This is a genomic window from Streptomyces sp. NPDC059256 (assembly GCF_042753785.1).
GTDB lineage: Bacteria > Actinomycetota > Actinomycetes > Streptomycetales > Streptomycetaceae > Streptomyces.
Window position 1 is genome coordinate 790,078 of record NZ_JBHYZO010000001.1, and the last position, 18,842, is coordinate 808,919.

Sequence of the window (18,842 nt, forward strand, 5' to 3'; positions counted from 1 at the left end):
ATCATCTGCACGGCCCTGAGCCCGGACGACGACAGTGGCGCCACCAGCAGGTGCCGGTGACGCCACTGTCGATGTGTGACGCGGGTGGAACGTCAGGCGTTCACACCGGTGTTGCCGAACGCCGGGTTCAGCAGGCCGATGACGTTGATCGTGTTGCCAACGACGTTCACCGGCACGTTCACCGGGACCTGGATCAGGTTGCCGGAGAGGACACCCGGGGAACCGACGGCGGCACCGTGGGCCGAGCTGTCCGCGAACGCGGAGCCCGCGGCGGCACCAGCGGCCATACCGGCAGTGGCCAGGACCACGGCGACCTTCTTGGCAGTCTTCATGGGAGATAGCACCTTCTGTTCGATGTTCTGCCCAGCGATGGGCTCACACAGATCGAAACGGACGACCGGGCAAGACGACACGGGCGACATCCCAGCTACCCCCTGTTCGGCGGATTGTTCCGATGAACGGCCCACAAAAGGCCAAGAAGGCCCATTGGAGTGAACCGGGAGAACCAAACGACCGACGACGTAGTTGCTCAGGACGCTCCAGCAGTGGGCATCCACGAACAGAAGGACGGAACATGTTCAAGAAGGTTATGGCGACCGCGGCGGTCACCCTCTCCGTGGCGGGCGCGGGCGCAGCAATGGCGCCGCAGGCTATGGCCATCGGGGACCACCAGGGCACGACCTCGGTCAGCGGCAACGGCTCCTCCCAGACGTACGGCAACTCCGAGACCTACGGCGACCTGAGCCCGCAGCTCGGCCTCGTCCAGGGCTCGCTGAACAAGCCCTGCATCGGTCTTCCGCTCAAGGCCAACGTCGGCTCCCTGATCGGTGCCATCCCGATCGCCGTCCAGGACATCCCGATCCTCTCGGCCCCGCAGAACCAGCAGTGCACCGAGAACTCCACCCAGGCCAAGGGTGACGAGCCCCTCTCGCACATCCTCAGCAACATCCCGGTCCTCTCCGGCAACGGCGTCGCCAACAGCTGACCCCGTTCTGTTTCCGATCGGCTCCTGGCGCTCCCGGCCATCGGAGACAGCGGTTACGACAGCAGCACGAGCACCTCGACTCCCTTTGGGCGTCGAGGTGCTCGTGCTGTTCCGGTGGTCTTGGGAATTCTTGGAAGAAAGCCGTTCCTGATTCGTTCCGGATTCATTCCGCAGACGGGTGAAGTCGACCCTGCGGGCGCTGTGCGCGCTGCTTCAATGGGACGGGCGGATCGCCCATGGATCCTTTCCTGCGCAAGCCTCCAGCCGGCGGCGCATTGCGTCGTGGGGCAGTCGTGCTTCCTGTTGGCATGGCGCGTGGGGAGACGCGCGGCGGTCCGCCCCCTCCCGCCGGGGTCCTTTTATATGACACTCCGCTGATCTTCCGTTCGTCATCGCCATCGAGGGCCGTGCCGCATTCGAGTGAACGGGCGGAACCAAACGGGTCGAGGGCAGTTGATCAGTCTGCTCCACGATCGATCGTTCATAGCGAAAAGGGACATCAAGTGATCAAGAAGATTCTGGCTACCGCAGCGGTCACCGCTTCGATGGTGGGCGCCGGTGCGGCCGTGGCCTCCCCGGCCCTGGCCATCGGCAACGACAACGGCACCACCTCCTTCAGCGGCAACGGCGCCTCGCAGACCTACGGCAACTCCGCCACCCACGGCGACATGAGCCCGCAGTTCGCCCTCGTCCAGGGGTCGCTGAACAAGCCCTGCATCGCCCTGCCCGCGAAGGCCAACGTCGGTTCGCTGATCGGTCTCATCCCGGTCGCCGTCCAGGACGTCTCGATCCTCTCCGCGCCGCAGAACCAGCAGTGCACCGAGAACTCGACGCAGGCCAAGGGTGACGAGCCGCTGTCGCACATCCTCAGCAACATCCCGATCCTGTCGGGCAACGGCGCGGGCAACAACTAAGCGCCGAACTGAGTGTGCCCCTGAGCGCAAGGCGTTCGGGGGCACACTCATTCCTCCCCGCCATGGGCGGCTCCGGCGCTCTCGAAATTTGAACGACGTCACCCCATCGCTTTACGTTGAGTTATCACCTAAAGCAATTTGCTGCCGATCTGAAGAAATATAGTGCGGCATACGAGTGACATTTCGAACGATTAGCCATATGGCGGTTTCCTCGCGGGAATCCACTCGTTACTAGATCTGCGGGGGTGCGAATGCACAGAAAACTGTCGACGCAGCGCGAAGGCCGTGGCTGCGTACCGCACCGCCACTGAAAGGATCACAAGATGAAGCACAAGAAGGCTGCTGCCGTCATCGCTGGTGTCATCATGGCGCTGGGCTCTGCTGCCCCGGCCATGGCCGACGCCGACGCCACTGGTGCCGCGATCGGTTCGCCCGGCGTTCTGTCCGGCAACCTGATTCAGATCCCCGTTCACGTGCCCATCAACGTCTGTGGCAACTCGATCAACGTGATCGGACTTCTCAACCCCGCCTTCGGCAACACCTGTGTGAACGACTGACTACTTTCTGTCTTCGCTACCGACAATTCGTCAGTAGCGAATAACTGACAATGAGTCAGAGAATCAAAGCCCCGGGGCATGCGAAAGCGTGCCCCGGGGCTGTTTCACGCCAACTCATTGCCGATAACGACCAGAGTGGCTAACCCTCTGGCAACAGCACCTCCCGGTATCTAGCATTCCGCTATCCGCTCCTTCAGGAAACTGTTTCATTTCCTGAAGGATTGTCATGACCCTGCCCGGTCATGGTCTTTTCTGGATGAAAGAATTCTCATTCCCATCGAACGGAGAATCATGTCCCGTGCACTTTTCGCGAGTGGTGCTGCGGCGGCCATATTGGCGTCACTGCTCGGTGCTTCGAACGCTTCCGCGAAGACGGTGACTTTTGCCGCACCACCAGAGAAAATCACCATCGACATCGCAACCATCAATGGATCGGGCTGTCACCCCGGCACCGCGGCCGTGGCCGTCTCCGAGGACAACACCGCCTTCACCGTGACCTACAGCGACTACCTCGCCAAGGTGGGAGTCGGTGCCTCACCGACCGACTTCCGGAAGAACTGCCAGCTCAGCCTGGTGCTCCATGTACCGCAGGGCTTCACCTATGCGATCGCCAGCACGGACTACCGCGGCTTCGCCAGCCTGGAGCCCACCGCGATCGGCACCCAGAAGGCGTCGTACTACTTCCAGGGCTCGCCGGTCACAGCCTCCCGGACCCACAACTTCCGCGGCCCCCTGAACGACAACTGGCAGGCCACCAACAGCACGGAGTGGGGCCAGATGGTCTGGGCGCCCTGCGGCGTGAAGCGCAACTTCAACGTGAACACCGAATTGCGGGTGAGCCCCGGGCTCTCCGACCGGACGAAGACCACCAGCTTCATGGCGATGGACTCCACCGATGGCGCCATCGACACCGTCTACCGACTCGCGTGGAAGGAATGCCCCTGAACCGCTGAACGCCCCGCGCTGACCTAACGAGCGACCCCGCCTCGGCCGCTTCCTTCCAACGGCCGGGGCGGTGGCTTTCCGCCCCTTTCATGGTCTTCGGCCTCATGGCTCAGCCCTCATTAGGGCCCTTACGGGCGAGGTGACGAGCGCAACATTCATCCGTCGCTCTCCGTCGCCCAAGGGGCGAACCGCAGGTGCCGAGCTCATCCGGGGAACGTTTTCCAAGGACGTGGGGCGCTCTCGCCAAATGAAGCACTAAAGAGGACATTCCCCTACCGGTGCCCTTGTCGCGAGCCGCGGAAAAACGCACGGCACGCGCCGATACGCGGCCGTAAGCTCACCGTCATGCAGGTGATCCAGTCGACGAAGCTCGCGAATGTCTGTTACGAGATCCGGGGTCCGGTCCTTGAGGAAGCGATGCGGCTGGAAGCAGCAGGGCAGCGCATCCTCAAACTCAACACCGGCAACCCGGCAGCCTTCGGGTTCGAATGCCCACCCGAGATCCTGGAGGACATCCTCCGCAATCTCGGCACCGCACATGGATACGGCGACGCCAAGGGGTTGCTGTCCGCACGGCGCGCGGTAATGCAGCACTACCAGACCAAGGGCATCGAGTTGGACGTCGAGGACGTCTACCTCGGCAACGGCGTCTCGGAGCTCATCCAGATGTCGATGCAGGCACTGCTCGACGACGGTGACGAGGTGCTCGTTCCCGCCCCGGACTACCCGCTGTGGACCGCATCGGTGTCCTTGGCCGGTGGTACGGCCGTGCACTACCGGTGTGACGAGCAGTCCGACTGGATGCCGGACCTCGCCGACATCGAACGGAAGATCACGGACCGCACCCGGGCGATCGTGATCATCAACCCCAACAATCCCACCGGTGCGGTCTACGACGACGAGATGTTGCGCGGGCTGACCGAAATCGCCCGGCGCCATCAGCTGGTCGTCTGCTCCGATGAGATCTACGACAAGATCCTCTACGACGGCACGACCCACACGCCGACCGCCGCGATCGCCCCGGACCTCCTCGTCCTCACCTTCAACGGCCTCTCGAAGAACTATCGGGTGGCCGGATATCGCACCGGATGGATGGCGGTCTGCGGGCCCAAGGACCACGCCGCCTCCTACATCGAGGGGCTGACCGTCCTCGCCAACATGCGGCTGTGCGCCAACATGCCCTCCCAACACGCGGTGGCCACGGCGCTCGGCGGTCGACAGTCGATCGAGGACCTCGTACTCCCGGGCGGACGCATCCTGGAGCAGCGGAACGTCGCGTACGACCTGGTCACCCAGATCCCCGGGGTGACCTGCGTCAAGCCGAAGGGTGCGCTCTACCTCTTCCCCCGGCTCGACCCACAGGTCTACAAGATCAAGGACGATCGACAGATGGTCCTCGACCTTCTGCGCGCCGAGAAGATCATGGTGGTGCACGGAACCGGGTTCAACTGGCCGGAGCCGGATCACTTCCGGATCGTGACCCTGCCGGCCGCGCCGGAGCTCGCGGATGCGATCACCCGGATCGGATCGTTCCTGGATGGCTACGGCCAGCCCTGAGGCCCTGCCCGCACCCTCCGCCGCTGACGTGCGGAAGGCGGGCCAACACCTGAAGGCCGCCCTCCTGGCCCAGCGCTCAGCCGCATGTCGTGCCCCCTCCGGGGCGTACGCCGGCGCTGAGACCGGCCCTGGGAGGCGGCCTTCCGGTGCATTCAGATGCCTTGGGGCGATTTATGGGCGAAGTGCGGCCCGTAAATCGCCAGCATCTCCGACCGAGCTCAACTTTAGACTTGATCTAAGCTAGGATGGTCTCCTGGAAGTGAGCAGGAGGCTATCCCCCATGTACGAGCCGATCCGCACCAAATCCGTCCACTCCACCGCCCCGTCCGACGGCTATCCGCACCGGACGCGCGAGGAGGAGTTGGACATCCAGCTGGCGGGCCATCTCTCCGCACTGCTGACCGTCACCGATGAGCTGGCCCTGAGCGAGCCGGCCGAGCGCATCGCCGCCCAGATCACCCGACTGCGTGGCGCGGCCCCCGTGCGCCGCACGACGGTGGGCACGGGCGATCCGCACGTTCTGCACCGTAGGGCACACGCTCTGGCCGGCCGGGCGCTGGTCGTCGCGGCCTCCCGCGCCGACACCACGGTCGCCATCCTCGCCGCCGAGCGCATGGACGCCCACGCGGCGGCCCTCGACGCGCCCCGACTGGTCGGGGCCCACTGACGGCCCCGGTCCACGGGCCGCTCAGGCGCGTGGACCGGGCGCCACGCACGGTCGTCTGCCGATCTCACGTGGTTGTCCTCCCATGGCTGCTCGCACGAATGCTCGGAGAAAATGAGCGACCCCCGGAAGCCGTGAGGGGGCTTCCGGGGGCCTGGGGCCCGTCATGGATCGTGTCTGCTGATGCAGCCCGACCGCTGTACAGCCCGACCATGGGTCAGGCCCCTGTCACGGCAGACCGTGGCGACCCCACGGGTCAGGGCGGATGTCGAGATGTCCTGCCGCGACGTCTTGGGACGCCCGACCGCTGCCGCCCGTGGCCCCGGACGGCAGCGGAGTGCGGCGTCAGCCCAGTCGGGCCACCAGTGCGCGGTACTCGTCCCACAGCTCCTTCGGCGTGTGGTCGCCGAAGGTGTTGAGGTGTTCCGGCACGAGGGCCGCTTCTTCGCGCCAGACCTCGGTGTCCACCTTCAGCAGGAAGTCGAGGTCGTCCGCGCCCAGCTTCAGACCATCGGTGTCCAGCGCCTGCGCGGTCGGCAGGATGCCGATGGGGGTCTCGACGCCGTCGGCCTTGCCTTCGAGCCGCTCGACGATCCACTTCAGCACCCGGCTGTTCTCGCCGAAGCCGGGCCAGACGAACTTGCCGGCGTCGTTCTTGCGGAACCAGTTGACGTAGTAGATCTTGGGCAGCTTGGCCGGGTCGGCGCTCTCGCCGACCTTGAGCCAGTGGGCCATGTAGTCGCCCATGTTGTAGCCGCAGAAGGGGAGCATCGCGAACGGGTCGCGGCGCAGCTCGCCCACCTTGCCCTCGGCCGCCGCGGTCTTCTCACTCGCCACATTGGCGCCCAGGAAGACACCGTGCTGCCAGCTGAAGGACTCGGTGACCAGGGGAACGGCACTGGCGCGACGGCCGCCGAAGAGGATCGCCGAGATCGGTACGCCCTTGGGGTCCTCCCACTCGGGGGCCACGGTCGGGCACTGTGCGGCGGGGACCGTGAAGCGGGCGTTGGGGTGGGCGGCCGGGGTGGTGGACTCGGGGGTCCAGTCGTTGCCCTTCCAGTCCGTGAGGTGCGCCGGAGTCTCCTCCGTCATGCCCTCCCACCAGATGTCGTTGTCGTCGGTGAGCGCGACATTGGTGAAGACCGCATTGCCCCACAGGGTCTTCATGGCGTTGGCGTTCGTGTGCTCGCCGGTGCCGGGCGCGACGCCGAAGAAGCCCGCCTCGGGGTTGATCGCGTACAGCCTGCCGTCCTCGCCGAACCGCATCCAGGCGATGTCGTCGCCGATGGTCTCCACGGTCCAGCCGGGGATCGTGGGCTCCAGCATGGCCAGGTTGGTCTTGCCGCAGGCGGAGGGGAAGGCCGCGGCGATGTACTGGGACTGGCCCTTGGGCGGGGTGAGCTTGAGGATCAGCATGTGCTCGGCGAGCCAGCCCTCGTCGCGGGCCATGACGGAGGCGATCCGCAGGGCGTAGCACTTCTTGCCGAGCAGGGCGTTGCCGCCGTACCCGGAGCCGTACGACCAGATCTCGCGGCTCTCGGGGAAGTGGGAGATGTACTTGGTGGAGTTGCAGGGCCACGGAACGTCCTGCTGGCCCTCCGCGAGGGGCGCGCCCAGGGTGTGGACGGCCTTGACGAAGAAGCCGTCGGAGCCCAGTTCGTCCAGGACTGCCTTGCCCATGCGGGTCATGGTGCGCATGGCGACGGCGACATAGGCGGAGTCGGTGATCTCGACGCCGATCGCGGACAGCGGCGAACCGACGGGGCCCATGCAGAAGGGCACCACGTACATCGTGCGTCCGCGCATCGCACCGCGGAAGATGCCCTGCTCACCGGTGAAGATGTCCCGCATCTCGGCGGGAGCCTTCCAGTGGTTGGTCGGGCCGGCGTCCGCCTCCTTCTCGGAGCAGATGAAGGTACGGTCCTCCACCCGGGCGACGTCGGAGGGGTCGGACGCGGCGTAGTACGAGTTCGGACGCTTGATCGGGTCGAGTTTCTTGAAGGTGCCCTTGGCCACGAGCTCCTCGCACAGGCGCTCGTACTCGGCCTCGGAACCATCACACCAGACGACGCTGTCCGGCTCGGTGATTGCTGCGATCTCGTCGACCCAGGAGATCAGCTCCCGGTGGTGAGTGGGGACGGTGGGAGCCGCGATGTCGCGCGCCACGATCGCTCCTAAGTGAGGGGTTTGAGGATGGTTGCCCCGTGGGGGCTGCGACCCGGATGCTTCGTAGCCGCTCATCCGGTGCCGACCGCACTCATCTGATCATCCGTGGCTTGCGCCCATATGTCCAGAGGGCATCTCACGTGAGCATCACCACTCGTGTCGTCCCCCTCCCACGCCCCGAAGGGCCACCGCCCCAGGCGAACGGCCCTCTCCATAAAGGTCGTATAAGCGCTGGTCACATCGATCTGGGCGGTGAGGCCCGGTAGCTGTGTGGGACCTACGGTTCCGTAGGTACCATCCAGAGCATGACCTCTGCCGCGAGCTCCGCCGCGCCCGACGTGACCGAGATAGAGCCAGTGCCCGTCAAGCCGAGGATGCGTGGCTGGATTCACGCCGGGATGTTCCCGGCGGTGCTCGTCGCGGGTCTGGTGCTCACGGCGTCCGCCGGCACCTCACGGGCCCGGCTGGCGTGCGCGATCTACGTCCTGACCGCCTGCCTGCTGTTCGGCGTGAGCGCGCTGTACCACCGCGGGAACTGGGGACCGCGCGGCGAAGCCATCCTGCGCAGACTCGACCACGCCAATATCTTTCTGATCATCGCGGGCACCTATACCCCGCTCACGATGCTCCTGCTCCCCGATTCCACCGCACGGCCCCTTCTGTGGGCGGTCTGGGCCGCAGCCGCCGCCGGTATCGCCTTCCGGGTGCTGTGGGTCGGCGCGCCACGCTGGCTCTACACCCCCTGCTACATCGCGATGGGCTGGGCGGCGGTCTTCTTCCTGCCCGACTTCATGCGGACCGGGGGGATCGCGGTACTCGTCTGTGTGATCGTCGGTGGACTGCTCTACAGCGCCGGCGGAGTGGTGTACGGGATCAAGCGGCCCAACCCGTCACCGCGCTGGTTCGGCTTCCACGAGGTCTTCCACTCACTGACGCTGGCGGCGTTCGTCGTGCACTACGTCGGCATCTCCCTGGTCGCCTATCAGCACTGACCTTCCGGCCCCCACGAGTACGAGGCCGTGACGACATCGCCACGGCCTTTCTGCTCGCCCGCCGTGCGGCGTACACGGCCCTGCTCCGCGGCCTGCACGGCGGCGGCGCCCATGACCGGTGCCGGACAATGAGCACATGGCCGCCTCCGCACCCGACTCCACCCCGAAGCCCTCGGACGACCGACTCGCCGAGTCCCAGCAGTCGGCCTCGCCACGCCCGGGATTGCGGGAGCGCAAGAAGCTGAAGACCCGCCTCGCGATCCGCAAGGAGACATACCGGCTGATCGCCGAGCAGGGGTACGAAGCGACGACGGTGGAACAGATCGCGGCAGCGGCCGAGGTCTCGCCGTCGACGGTCTTCCGCTACTTCCCGACCAAGGAGGACATCGTCCTCACCGATGAGGACGGCCCGATCGTGGAGGCCCAACTGCGGGCGCGACCGGTTGACGAACACCCGCTCGACTCGATCCGCAACGTCGTCGTGCACTCCCTGACGTCCCGGGTCAGCGCGGAGCAGGACGAGGTGGTGCAGCGCACCCGGCTGATGGTGGAGTTCCCCGCCGTGCGAGCCCGTATGACGGAGACGATGACCTCCACGTCCGCCGTCCTGATCCGCGTCCTCGCCGACCGCGCCGGCCGCCCCCACGACGATCTGGACGTACGGGTGCGGGTGGCGGCGGTGATGGGGGTGCTGCGGGAGGTGCTGCTGTACTGGGCCGAACGGGGGCACCGGGACGATCTGGCAGAACTGATGGATGCGGCGCTGCGGGGGCTCGACTCCGGCTGGCGACCCTGAGCTGACCCGATCGACCCCGCCCGGGCACCCGACCGACGGCGGACCTGCCGATCGAGCTCCCCGGCCCCTCGGATCCTTGGCCCGTGCTTCGTGCTTCGTGCTTCGTGCTTCGTGCTCCTCGGCCCGAGCAAGGCCCTACGGTCGGAGTTCGCGCTCCAACTCCTCTGATGTGGTCACCGACATCCGGCAGACGAAGCCCCGGCACACATAGGCCGCCGCCTCGCCCGCCACCAGCGGGCGGTCCTTGAGCAGGGGGAACTCATCGCCACCCGGTTCACCCCGCGCGATCACCGCACCGGGGGCACGGCCCAGCAGCGCCGTGCGGTGGAGCCCGTCGGTGAGTGGATCGGCGGACGCCCCCACCACCGCGACCTCGCGGGGGCCGTCCACGTGGGCTTCGGCGACGGCCAGCCCCCAGCCGATGAAACGAGGGGCCTTGGGCGCGAGGGCCTTCACCACGCCGAGGGCGTCCTCGGCGGCCGTGCGGTGGGCGGTGGAACCGGTGTGGGCCGCGTACGACAGCAGGGCGCCCGCCGCCGCCGTCCAACCCGAGGGGGTCGCGTTGTCCGTCGGGTCCTGTGGACGGCGGATCAATCGCTCCGCGTCGTGGGCCGTGTCGTACAAGGTGCCGTTATCGCCCCTGAACTGGTCGAGCACGATGTCCAAGAGGAACCCCGAGAACTCCAGCCACACCCCTTCACCCGTCACACCGGCGAGGGCGAGGAACCCCTCCGCCACATCCGCGTAGTCCTCCAGCACCCCGGCGTTGGCCCCCACGCGTCCATCCCGTGAGGTGCGCCGGAGCCTGGCGTGCGGATCCAGGTGGAGCCGGACCAGGAGGTCCGCCGCCTCGGTGGCGCGCTCGATCAGATCGGGCCGGTCGAAGTAGGCGCCGACCTCGGCGAGCGCGGCGATGGCGAGACCGTTCCAGGCGGCAACCACCTTGTCGTCCCGTTCCGGACGCGGACGCTCAGCGCGGGCCGCGAGCAGCCGTCGGCGCAGTTCCGGGTCGGCTTCCGCACCCGGGAGTTGAAGCACCGACGCGCCCTCTTCGAAGGTGCCTTCGGCCGTGACGCCGAACAGGTCCGCGGCGCGCCCGGCGTCCTCGTCTCCGAGCGCAGTGCGCAGTTGCTCGGGCGTCCATGCGTAGAAGGCGCCCTCGACGGTGCGGCCCGTACCGTCGTCGCTGTCCGCGTCGAGGGCGGACGCGAAACCGCCCTCAGGCGTGCGCAGTTCCCGCACCATGAAGTCCGCGGTCTCCAACGCGATCCTGCGGGCCAGGTCCGATCCGGTGACGCGCCACAGATGGGCGTACACCCGGCACAGCAGTGCATTGTCGTAGAGCATCTTCTCGAAGTGCGGAACGACCCACTCGCGATCCACCGCATAGCGGGCGAACCCACCGCCGAGTTGGTCGTAGATACCGCCGCGCGCCATCGCCTCGCAGGTTTCGACGACCATCTGGAGGGCGCCGTCCGCGCCGGTGCGGGCGTGGTGGCGCAGCAGGAACTCCAACACCATCGACGGCGGGAACTTGGGCGCGCCACCGAAGCCGCCGTGCCGCTCGTCGTAGTCCCGGGTGAGGTTCAGCAGTGCCTGCGCGAGCTGTTCCTCGCCGGGTGCCCCATCCCCTCCATGGGTGAACGAACGCTCGGATAGATCGCGGGCGATCCGTTGGGCGACCTCCGCGACCTCCGTGCGCCGGTCCTTCCAGGCCGCCGCAACCCCTTCGAGGACCTGCCGGAAGGACGCCATACCGTGGCGCGGCTCGGGCGGGAAGTAGGTGCCGAAGTAGAACGGCTCGGCATCGCCGGTGAGAAAGACGGTCATGGGCCAGCCGCCCTGACCGGTGGCGGCCTGGACGGCCTCCATGTACACGGCGTCGACGTCGGGCCGCTCCTCGCGGTCGACCTTGACGGCGACGAAGTGCTCGTTCAGATACGCGGCGGTCTGCTCGTCCTCGAAGGACTCGTGGGCCATGACGTGGCACCAGTGGCACGCCGAGTATCCGACGGACAGCAGTACGGGTACGTCGCGGCGCCGGGCTTCCTCGAAAGCCTCCGGCATCCAGGGCCACCAGTCGACCGGATTGTCAGCGTGCTGGAGCAGATAGGGCGAGGTCACACCAGCCAACCGGTTCATGAGCCCCAGCCTCTCACAGCGCTTGATGCGACCAGTGAAACACTGACGAGCCCGCCTCACTCGGCCGAATTGCACTTGTGCGCCATTACGTGGTCGGCGGCTCTCCACCCTTCCGAGTCGGGCAGCCCGGCACCTCGAAACAGTAGGCTTGGCGCAGCAGCGCCGGACCTGCCGAGGTCTCTCGAAGGAGGTACACCATGACCGCCGAGATGGTGGCGCCCGCGTGGATGCATACGCAGATCAGCGCGGAACAGTACGACTCCTGGTCCGAGGAGCAGTGCGCCGGCATCGAGATCGTGGACGGGATGGTCGTCGTGAGCCCGAGCGCCTCCAAGCGCCACAACCGGCTGGCCCGGATCCTGGCCAATGCCCTGGACACGGCCGCAGGCAAAGACTGGAACGCCGACACGGACTTCGATGTCCGCCTGCAGGACGTTCCCCTCACCAACCGCCGCCCTGACGTCATCGTCTACCGGGCGGAGACCATCGACCTCACGCCTACCCGTCCCGAGCACGTACTCCTGGTGGTCGAAGTGGTGTCGCCCGGCTCGGAGACCACCGACCGGATCGTGAAGGTCGACCAGTACGCCAAGGCCGGCATCCCTTTCTACTGGCGGGTCGAGCAGGCCGCCACCGGTGTCCCCATCGTCTATACCTATGTCCTCGACCCCGCCACCAAGGCGTACAGGGACGGCGAGGTGTTCACCGGCACGGTGAAGGCCACCGCACCTTTCTCCGTCAAGGTCGATCTCGGGGTCATGTGACGTCACTCTGCTCACGGTATGCAGCGGAGAACCGACGGAAACGACGGCCGGAGGCGCCCCGGGCAAGCCTTGCGCCAGGGGCGCCTCCGGCCACGGCGCCGCCTACCGGCCGACCCCGGACTTCACGGCTCCCACCGACTGTGTGTCCGCGGCGTGCTCGATGCCTCGGAACCCGTTCCCGAGGTATCCGCCGATCACGATGACGGTCGCCGCCGCGCCAAGGGCGACCGCCAGCCGTTCGCCTCTCGACAGAGCGGTCGTCGCACCCTCCGGCGGCGCGGTCCGGTGGTAGACGAGCGCCCCGGCCGTGAAGGCTCCGGCAACGACGAGGGCGGTGATCAGGTCAAAGGTTACGTACAAGGAGCCCCCCGGGTTCAAAGCCCGCTGCCGGAACGAGATGCCTCGGCGGCGGGTGCAAGCAAACGGCATGGTTCAGGAACGAGTTCGACGCCCCGCGGCCGGGGCCATGTGGACGGTTACTCGGCATCCAGCTGCTGTCGCAGCTGATCCAGCGTGGAACCTTCGGGCGTCCGCCACAGGGTCCAGCCGTTGATGACGTTGCCGGTCACGGCCTCCGCGGCCTTCGACGGCGAGGGGAAGGGGGAGGGGTGCCCGTCGACGACGAGCTGACCTTCGGCAGTGACGACGGCACGGCCCAACCTGTTGGCGCGACGCTGACGGAACGTGAGCACCGCCCCCGGTTCGAGCAGGCCGGCGCGCATCAGCCCGGCCAGGGGTCCCTGGGGAATCACCGGAGCGGCCTGCGCAGAGGCCGCTCCTTCGCCGAGGGACAGGGTGACGTGAATGGTGTCGTCACCGCTCGCGCTCACGAGTCGGGCGATGACGGCGGGGTCGAAGTGGATACTCAGCGTGGCCATGTTCACTCCTTACGTAGACGGCCTCCCCGACGGGACGCCTTGACTTCGCTTCGATTTTAAGCAGCACAAGCAACTCGAGTCAACTTCGACTGCAAGCGATTAAGGAGAAGTTCCGGAGGTGCCGGACGAAGGTCCGGGCGCCTCATCTCGCCAGGAAGCTGCTCAGTGCCCTGCTGCGCATGTCCCGCGTCGTCGCCAACTGGTCCAGCAGCCGCCGCTCATGGGCGTCGAAGCTCGCCATGGCTTCGCCGATGGACCGCTGGGTGTCGAGATCGGGGAGGGCGACGGGTAGCGTCCCGGCCGCGTCGGTAGGGCGCGTATGCCCGCCACAACCGGTCGGCGACCTCTACCGCCAGGTCTGCACCCTTTTCGCTCACGAACATCTCCCCTCACCGATCCCTATGCGCAGCCTGGCTGCGCACTTACTCTCAAGCCAAGCTGCAGCTCCAGACGTCGACTCGCTCGACGGAACTGCGGCGACAAGGTGTCGAGGAATGGTCAGCACGTGACGCAGGTCACCCCAGAGGTGGAGACCCGGGATGGAGGGCACGGAAGCCAAGACACCGCCTCCCTGTAATAGAGACTGTCTTACACTGTGCTCGTGAAACAGACTCGAGCCGGAACCACTGAGAACATCTCCGTGTCCATGCCCGCCGAGCTGGTCAGCGAGCTCCGCTCCCGAACCGGCCGCCGCGGGCTGTCCAGCTACATCACCGAAGCCGTCAGGCACCAGCTCACCATGGACGGGCTCGCCGAGATCGTGGCGGCCCATGAGGAGGAGCACGGCGGGCTCACGGAGCAGGAGGTCGAAGCTGCCCGACGCGAGCTATTCGGAGACGAGAACGCCGAGCGGGGCGCCGCGTGAAGGAGCAGCCGGCCCGCTCGCTGGTGCTCGACTCCGAGGCGCTCTCTCTGCTCCTGCGCAACGACCGCGGTATGGCGGCTCGCATCGAGGCATCCCGGCAGGCTGGGGTTCCCGTCCTCGTGTCCGCGCTGACCATTGTTGAAGCCGTACACGGAAAGACTGATCTGCAGCGCTTGAAGTGGGTGCTCTCCCGACTGCGAGTGGAACCGGTCGGCCTGGAGGACTCCCTGACTGCCGTGGAGCTGCTTCAGGACGCAGGCGGGCTGCACGGGCACAAGTACGCGATCGACGCCCTCGTCGCCGCGCTCGCGCTCCGCGTCCCGGCTCCCGTGATCGTTCTGACTTCTGACCGCGACGACTGGTCGAAGCTCTGCGGAAACCGTGTGATCGTCAGAGAGGTGTGAGCGCCGTCCACTGCCGGGTTCGCGAGTTCACTGGCACCAGTGTCACTCCGAGTATCCGACCGACAGCAGTACGGGTACGTCGCGGCGCCGGGCTTCCTCGAAAGCCTCCGGCATCCAGGGCCACCAGTCGACCGGATTGTCAGCGTGCTGGAGCAGATAGGGCGAGGTCACACCAGCCAACCGGTTCATGAGCCCCAGCCTCTCACAGCGCTTGATGCGACCAGTGAAACACTGACGAGCCCGCCTCACTCGGCCGAATTGCACTTGTGCGCCATTGCGTGGTCGGCGGCTCCCTGGGAGCCGTCTGACAGCGCTGGACGGTCATTCCGTCCTGGCTGGCCTCGCCGTGGATTGCCCGGGTCCAGCACCGCCCCCCAGGAGCTGGTATCGGGTGGCGCTCGGCAGTGCTCCCTTGCCCCAGGGGCCACACCAGGAACCAGGTGGGGCGGGGGTTGCGTCCCTTTTAGGGGTGGAGGGGGTCTGTCGTGGAGCGGATCGGGCGTCGGACGCCGTGGGCCGGGGGTTGTCTGAGTCTGGTGGGTGGTGGGGTCGCCGGGTACGGGATTCATCGGCTCTCCCTCGCGGCCCGGCGTGAGTGTCGCGTCGCGCAGGAGCATCGGCTCAGCGTTCTGGACTGGTGGATGTGGGAAGCGCCGCTCACCGTGCTGGCGACCGCCTTCTGCGGGTTGTTCGGATGGGCGTTGGCCGCGGCCGGGGTGCACCGGGCGGGGCCGATGGTGCGGCGGGTCGTGCCCGCGGTGGTGTTCGTCGGGGTGCTGGTTGCGCTGGCGCTCGTGCACTTCTCCTGGTTGGGGACGCCTTACGCCCTGGGGACCATCAGCGACGGCGCCTGCGCCGATGACAACGTTCCGCCCTGGTGGCCCGGCTGGCTGCCCGCGTAAGGCTCTCTCGCGCGAATGCCCCGCACACAGGACACTTGGACCCGAAACGGGAACCGAATCTTGAGGGGGAACCGCTATGCGGGACAGCCATCGGACCGAAGCCGAGCGGCTGTTGGTACGTGCCGTGGAGGAAGAGGCACGGCGTACGGGCGGACGGACGGACAGTGGGGCGCTGTTGGCGCGGGGGCGGGCGGCGCTCGACGGGATGGCGTCCAACGCGGCCGATGAGTACACGGCGTACGAACAGGCCCTGAGTGCTGCGGAGTCGGCGAGACGGCCGCTGGGGGCGCAGTTCAGTCGGAAGAACCTGTCGACTCCGTTGGTGGTGACGGCCGTGGCCGCCGCCGCCGCGGTCAGTGCCGATATGGCGTTGGGGACGACGACCGGTACGGCGCTCGGTGCGGGGGCGATCGTTGCAGCCGCGGGGGCGGCCACCACGGTGGCCAAGGTGACCGCGTCCCACTGGCCGGCGGCCCATCGCCGGGCGGGCGCGTTGAACCAGCCCGGCGGTACCGAGCAGTTGCGTCTCCAGTGGCTGACCGCCCTGGAGGTGCGCGGGATCAGGCCCTTCCTGGACCAGCAGCGGATGCTGGCCGGCGCACTTCCCGCCCCGCAGAACGCGGCCGGTGCATCGGTGCGACTGCGCGGTGCGGACCGTAGCGCTGCGGCGCGTATGCGATCGGTGCTGGCGCAGTCGTTCGGGCATCTGCCGCAGCCCAGTGGGGTGTTCAGCGGGCGCCGCGATGCGATGGCGCAGATCAGCCAGTGGGTGCAGGCCGGTCGTGCCGCCACCGAGACCAAGCCGACGGTCGTCGTGCTGTACGGGGAGCGCGGGGCGGGTCGCACCGCTCTTGCGATACGCGCGGCACACCATTTGAAGGATCAGTTCCGGGGTGCGTGCGTGGTGGGTCTGCGGGGTGACAGCGAGCATCCGCTGACCACCCGGGAGGCGTTGTTGCACCTGTTGAACCGGTTGGGTGCGCCGCGGGAGCAACTGCTGTTCCGGGAGCGTTCGTCGACCGAGCAGCAGGTACGCAGATTGAGCGAGCTCTACCACCAGCAGTTGACCGGACTGCCCGTGACAGTGATCTTGGATGACGCGGGCGATGCGGAGCAGGTGCGGACCCTGCTGCCGGAGCGCTCGGACAGTCTGGTGCTGATCACCTCCCGGACCCGCTTGGAGCTGCCGGCCGACACTCCGGCGTGGGTGCACCAACTGCCGGTGGAGGCGTTGGACACGGCGAGCGCCGAGGAGTTGTTGCGGGGCCAGGAGCCCGAGCCCTCGTGGGGCGTGTACGACGGCCAGTCAGTGGAGGAGATCCGCGAGTCGTGCGGCGGGTTGCCGTTGGCGCTGCGGATCGCGGGGTCGTCCCTCGGGTCACGTACGCCACAGCAGCTGGTCGCAGCTCTTGGGGAGCGCGGCGAGGCCGGCCCGGTGGAGCGTGTGCTCTGGCTGCGCTACACGGATCAGCCGGACGCGGCACGACGGCTGCTGCGGCGTCTTGCGCTGGCCGGCCGGGCATCACTCGGTTCGGCGGCAGCGGCGGCGCTGCTGGGCACCGACCAGCAGGAGGCCCAGCGACTGTTGGGGGAGCTGGCCGCGGCGGGGCTGATCGACCATGTGCGCGGGGACCGCTACCGGCTGCATGACTCGGTACGTGCTTTCGCCCGGGCCCGCTTGCTGGAGGAGGAGGCGGCCGATGAGCGCACGGCCGCACAGGGCCGACTGATCCAGAGCTATGCGGATCTGGCAGGCGCCGTGATCCGTATGGTCGACGGCAAGCTCTCCACCCGCGCTGGCAAGTTCGGGGCGCACGGTTTCTCCTCGCTGGAGTCGGCACTTCGCTGGCTCGACGACGAGTCCAGCTTCATCACATCGGCACTGCGCCATGCGGAGGGGGTGGAGCAGCAGACGGTGCTCAATCTGCTCGGTGCGCTGGCCGACTACTGCTTGCTGCGCGGTGACCTCTACCGCCTCGGGGAGATCAGCGAGCTCTCGCAGGCCGTTGATCAGGGGTTGTTGGAGCGGTCGGTGCAGTGGCGTACGGGCATCGCGGCCCGGCAGTTGGGCGAGCTGGACAAGGCGCGTACGACCCTGTCGTCGGTGGTGGGCCTGTACCGGGAGGCGCAGAACGACTCGGGCACGGCGTTGGCGTTGTGTTCGCTCGGAATCACACTGCACCACCAGGGAAATCTCACGGAGGCCGCGGCCCGGTTGACGGAGGCGGTGGAGCTCCAGTCGTCGGACGAGCGCGCGGAGGACCGGGCATGGTCACTGCACGCGTTGGCCGCGGTGCGCCGGGATCAGGCGCGGCTCGCGGAGGCGCTCGATCTACTGGCGACCGCGCAGCGGTTGCACCAGGAGGGCGAGTCGGTGCACGGTGCCGCCTGGACCCACTTCCAGCTCGGCCAGGTCCATTTGCGGATGGGCGATGTGCCCAGCGCCGATGAGGAGTTGCGTACCGCACTCGACCTCTATGGACGTACGGGGGACGCCCGTGGTGGGGCGTGGGCGCTGACGCAGTTGGCGCGCGGTCGTCTGGTGGACGGTGAGGCGGGGTCGGCGGTGGACCAGTTGCGGCAGGCGCTCTCCCGACACCGTGAGAACGAGGACGCGCGGGGTGAGGCATGGACCCTCTACTACCTGGGCCAGGCGTTGGAGGAGCGCGGCGACGGCGATCAGGCGGTACGGGAGTTGGAGCGGGCGCGGACGATGTTCTCGCGGATGCGCGACGTCTATGGGCTGGCATGTGCCCGTCATCATTCGGGGCGGCTCACCCGTGATCTGCGCGCGGCCCAGACGGGCAACCTCCGCAACTCCGGCTTCGCGCGTCAGTTGCTGATGGACGCACGGGCGGACTTCCGCCGTATCGGCGTGGCCCACGGGGAGGGTTGGTGCACCCTGGAGTTGGCCGTGGTGGACGCGGGCAACGGCAAGCCTCAGCAGGCGCTCGCACTGTGTGATGAGGCGGTGGAACTGTTCGCTTCGTACGGGGACGAGCGGGGCGGGGACTGGGCCCGCTTCCTGCGCTGTACGGTGCTGCCGTTCGCCTCTCCGGGTGGGATCGAGGTCGGGACGGTGGTGGCGCAGGAGGAGTTGGCGCGACTGCGGGAATCGGGACACGGTACGCGGGACGCCAAGTTGGACGACTGTGCGCAGGCGCTGTCGGTGATGCTGGAACGCGGTCTGCGGCTGGAGGACGGCTGGCAGGCGTGGACGTTGGGGATGGTGCCCGGTCGGCATGCGCGGGAGGTGATGGGCGTTTCCGTGGCCGCGGCGAACTGATGCGGTGATACTGGATGGTCGGGGG

Annotated in this window: 18 protein-coding genes and 1 pseudogene; 13 read left to right on the plus strand and 6 right to left on the minus strand. The window is 67.5% G+C overall.

The window, feature by feature from the left end:
- Positions 1–92: 92 nt before the first annotated feature.
- Complete coding sequence (locus ACFXJL_RS03365; RefSeq protein ID WP_329022775.1) at positions 93–332, minus strand: chaplin; 240 nt, start codon at positions 330–332, stop codon at positions 93–95.
- A 242-nt stretch (positions 333–574) separates the two neighbouring features.
- On the opposite strand from ACFXJL_RS03365, the gene ACFXJL_RS03370 reads away from it, so the two are divergent.
- The 6 genes from ACFXJL_RS03370 to ACFXJL_RS03395 all read left to right on the plus strand — a co-directional run bounded on the left by ACFXJL_RS03370 (position 575) and on the right by ACFXJL_RS03395 (position 5,625).
- The gene (locus ACFXJL_RS03370) at positions 575–985 is read left to right on the plus strand and encodes a rodlin (protein ID WP_329022774.1); all 411 of its coding nucleotides are present in this window, start codon (positions 575–577) and stop codon (positions 983–985) included.
- 503 nt (positions 986–1,488) lie between these two features.
- A complete protein-coding gene (locus tag ACFXJL_RS03375; RefSeq protein WP_358876277.1) occupies positions 1,489–1,899 on the plus strand; it encodes a rodlin in 411 nt (136 codons plus the stop codon).
- A 323-nt stretch (positions 1,900–2,222) separates the two neighbouring features.
- On the plus strand, positions 2,223–2,456 hold the full coding sequence (locus ACFXJL_RS03380; protein WP_358876278.1) for a chaplin: 234 nt from the start codon (positions 2,223–2,225) through the stop codon (positions 2,454–2,456).
- A 291-nt stretch (positions 2,457–2,747) separates the two neighbouring features.
- Entirely contained in the window at positions 2,748–3,401 is a 654-nt protein-coding gene (locus ACFXJL_RS03385) for a DUF4360 domain-containing protein (protein WP_358876279.1), read from the plus strand.
- Positions 3,402–3,746: 345 nt separating this feature from the next.
- Positions 3,747–4,958 (plus strand): pyridoxal phosphate-dependent aminotransferase, encoded by a 1,212-nt coding sequence (locus ACFXJL_RS03390; RefSeq protein WP_358876280.1) that lies wholly within the window; start codon positions 3,747–3,749, stop codon positions 4,956–4,958.
- Between the two features lie 280 nt (positions 4,959–5,238).
- Complete coding sequence (locus tag ACFXJL_RS03395; RefSeq protein ID WP_384688796.1) at positions 5,239–5,625, plus strand: hypothetical protein; 387 nt, start codon at positions 5,239–5,241, stop codon at positions 5,623–5,625.
- 342 nt (positions 5,626–5,967) lie between these two features.
- Here ACFXJL_RS03395 and ACFXJL_RS03400 read toward each other — a convergent pair whose 3' ends face one another.
- Entirely contained in the window at positions 5,968–7,788 is a 1,821-nt protein-coding gene (locus ACFXJL_RS03400; protein WP_384631517.1) for a phosphoenolpyruvate carboxykinase (GTP), read from the minus strand.
- Between the two features lie 305 nt (positions 7,789–8,093).
- Here ACFXJL_RS03400 and ACFXJL_RS03405 point away from each other — a divergent pair, with 305 nt between their 5' ends.
- Both ACFXJL_RS03405 and ACFXJL_RS03410 read left to right on the plus strand, forming a co-directional pair.
- The gene (locus tag ACFXJL_RS03405) at positions 8,094–8,780 is read left to right on the plus strand and encodes a hemolysin III family protein (RefSeq protein ID WP_358876283.1); all 687 of its coding nucleotides are present in this window, start codon (positions 8,094–8,096) and stop codon (positions 8,778–8,780) included.
- A 136-nt stretch (positions 8,781–8,916) separates the two neighbouring features.
- A complete protein-coding gene (locus ACFXJL_RS03410; RefSeq protein WP_358876284.1) occupies positions 8,917–9,576 on the plus strand; it encodes a TetR family transcriptional regulator in 660 nt (219 codons plus the stop codon).
- A 135-nt stretch (positions 9,577–9,711) separates the two neighbouring features.
- Here the strand turns inward: ACFXJL_RS03410 and ACFXJL_RS03415 are convergent, their stop codons facing one another.
- Positions 9,712–11,718 carry a thioredoxin domain-containing protein gene (locus ACFXJL_RS03415; protein ID WP_384688800.1) on the minus strand — a complete coding sequence of 669 codons (2,007 nt, stop codon included), beginning with the start codon at positions 11,716–11,718 and terminating at the stop codon, positions 9,712–9,714.
- Between the two features lie 197 nt (positions 11,719–11,915).
- On the opposite strand from ACFXJL_RS03415, the gene ACFXJL_RS03420 reads away from it, so the two are divergent.
- Positions 11,916–12,482: a Uma2 family endonuclease gene (locus tag ACFXJL_RS03420; protein WP_358876286.1), complete on the plus strand. Its 567-nt coding sequence runs from the start codon at positions 11,916–11,918 to the stop codon at positions 12,480–12,482.
- A 102-nt stretch (positions 12,483–12,584) separates the two neighbouring features.
- On the opposite strand, the gene ACFXJL_RS03425 is transcribed toward ACFXJL_RS03420, so the two are convergent.
- Together ACFXJL_RS03425 and ACFXJL_RS03430 are read right to left on the minus strand one after the other, a co-directional pair.
- On the minus strand, positions 12,585–12,842 hold the full coding sequence (locus tag ACFXJL_RS03425; protein WP_358876287.1) for a hypothetical protein: 258 nt from the start codon (positions 12,840–12,842) through the stop codon (positions 12,585–12,587).
- Between the two features lie 116 nt (positions 12,843–12,958).
- The gene (locus ACFXJL_RS03430; protein WP_358876288.1) at positions 12,959–13,360 is read right to left on the minus strand and encodes a DUF4357 domain-containing protein; all 402 of its coding nucleotides are present in this window, start codon (positions 13,358–13,360) and stop codon (positions 12,959–12,961) included.
- Positions 13,361–13,961: 601 nt separating this feature from the next.
- On the opposite strand from ACFXJL_RS03430, the gene ACFXJL_RS03435 reads away from it, so the two are divergent.
- Together ACFXJL_RS03435 and ACFXJL_RS03440 are read left to right on the plus strand one after the other, a co-directional pair.
- Positions 13,962–14,225 (plus strand): hypothetical protein, encoded by a 264-nt coding sequence (locus ACFXJL_RS03435; protein ID WP_358876290.1) that lies wholly within the window; start codon positions 13,962–13,964, stop codon positions 14,223–14,225.
- Positions 14,222–14,629, plus strand: coding sequence for a PIN domain-containing protein (locus ACFXJL_RS03440; protein WP_358876291.1), 408 nt, complete (start codon positions 14,222–14,224; stop codon positions 14,627–14,629). Before ACFXJL_RS03435 ends, ACFXJL_RS03440 begins: the two co-directional genes overlap by 4 nt.
- A gap of 45 nt (positions 14,630–14,674) precedes the next feature.
- On the opposite strand, the pseudogene ACFXJL_RS03445 reads toward ACFXJL_RS03440, so the two are convergent.
- Positions 14,675–14,818 (minus strand): annotated as a pseudogene (locus ACFXJL_RS03445) (DUF255 domain-containing protein); the annotation flags it as partial.
- Between the two features lie 296 nt (positions 14,819–15,114).
- Between ACFXJL_RS03445 and ACFXJL_RS03450 the strand changes: the two are divergent.
- The gene (locus ACFXJL_RS03450; protein WP_384688804.1) at positions 15,115–15,531 is read left to right on the plus strand and encodes a hypothetical protein; all 417 of its coding nucleotides are present in this window, start codon (positions 15,115–15,117) and stop codon (positions 15,529–15,531) included.
- Between the two features lie 76 nt (positions 15,532–15,607).
- Positions 15,608–18,817 carry a tetratricopeptide repeat protein gene (locus tag ACFXJL_RS03455; protein WP_384688806.1) on the plus strand — a complete coding sequence of 1,070 codons (3,210 nt, stop codon included), beginning with the start codon at positions 15,608–15,610 and terminating at the stop codon, positions 18,815–18,817.
- The last annotated feature ends 25 nt before the right edge of the window (positions 18,818–18,842 follow it).